Source organism: Bacillus sp. M6-12 (assembly GCF_002860285.1).
GTDB lineage: Bacteria > Bacillota > Bacilli > Bacillales > DSM-1321 > Peribacillus.
Genome location: NZ_PGVF01000041.1, coordinates 1 through 1,643, shown reverse-complemented (window position 1 = coordinate 1,643; position 1,643 = coordinate 1). Strand labels below are relative to the sequence as shown.

Sequence of the window (1,643 nt, the reverse complement as noted above, 5' to 3'; positions counted from 1 at the left end):
ACGACACCTCTGTGAATGACGACTGGACGATGTTGCTTGCCGTCTTCTCCGATATACGTAAGGTCGAAGCGCTCAGGTAATAAGAAGTCCAGTTGTGCAGTGGAAAGTGTTTCTTCCATTCCAATCGCTGTTTTTACTTGTACATCCAATTTCGGACCGTAGAATGCTGCCTCGCCTTCTTCTTCTGTATACGGAAGCCCCATCTCATCCATCGCTTCTTTTAACATAGCTTGTGCGCGTTCCCACATTTCATCGTCATCAAAATATTTCGTTGTATCTTCAGGATCGCGATACGATAGACGGAATGAATAATCTTTAATATTGAAGTCTTTGTACACTTCGATGATCAACATGACGACACGTTTAAACTCTTCTTTAATCTGATCAGGACGCACGAAGATATGTGCATCATTCAATGTCATTCCACGAACACGTTGAAGACCTGAAAGTGCACCGGACATTTCATAACGGTGCATCGTGCCGAGTTCTGCCAAACGAAGTGGCAAGTTACGGTACGAATGAATGCCATTTTTGTAAATCATCATGTGGTGAGGACAGTTCATTGGACGTAAAACGAGATCTTCGTTGTCCATACTCATTGTTGGGAACATGCCATCTTGATAGTGATCCCAGTGACCTGAAGTTTTGTAGAGTTCTACACTTCCAAGTACTGGAGTATAGACGTGCTGATAGCCTAGTCTTTCTTCTTTATCCACAATATAACGCTCTACTACGCGTCGAATTGTAGCGCCTTTTGGCAACCAGAGTGGAAGACCTTGTCCAACTTTTTGTGAATTCGTGAAGAGATTCAGTTCTTTACCGATTTTTCGGTGATCACGTTCTTTCGCTTCTTCGAGCATACGCAAGTGTTCTTTTAGCTCGTCTTTTTTGAAGAAAGCTGTTCCGTAGATACGTTGAAGCATTTTGTTATCAGAGTTCCCTCTCCAATAAGCGCCTGCAATGCTTAACAGTTTAAATTCTTTCAGTTTACCTGTAGATGGGACGTGGATACCACGGCATAAGTCGAAAAATTCACCTTGTTCATAGATAGATACTTGTTGATCTTCAGGAATGGCTTCAAGAAGTTCCAATTTGTATTCATCGTCAATTTCTTTGAAGCGTTTTTCGGCTTCTGCACGGGATACATCGTGACGAATGATCGGCAAGTTTTCGCCAATGATGCGTTTCATTTCCTTTTCTAATTCGGGTAAGTCTTCTGCAGTGATCGGTGTAGGTGAATCGATATCATAATAGAATCCATTTTCGATAGTAGGTCCTATTCCTAGTTTCGCATCCGGGAATTTGCGTTTAACGGCTTGTGCCAAAAGGTGGGCCGTACTATGGCGCAGAATTTCCAATGCTTCATCTGATGTTGGAGTAATGATACTAATATCTCCATCTGTATGAATTGGTGATTTCAAATCGATCAGCTGATCTCCAATTTTTCCCGCCAATGCGCTCTTACGCAATCCGGGACTGATGGAGCCCGCAATTTCATCTGTTGTTACGCCATCCTCGAATTCTTTTACTGCACCATCTGGAAATGTTAAATGAATATTTTCTGGCATGTGTATGACTCCCTTTCTTTTTTTGAACGCAAAAAAGCCTCATCCCTAAAGGGACGAGGCTTGAGCTCGTGGTTC

At 42.5% G+C, this 1,643-nt stretch carries 1 protein-coding gene; it reads right to left on the bottom strand.

The window, feature by feature from the left end; all coding sequences use genetic code 11:
• Positions 1-1,568: threonine--tRNA ligase (gene thrS / locus CVD28_RS27405; RefSeq protein WP_101597819.1), on the bottom strand; the 1,568-nt coding region annotated here is incomplete at its 3' end.
• Between the last annotated feature and the right edge of the window lie 75 nt (positions 1,569-1,643).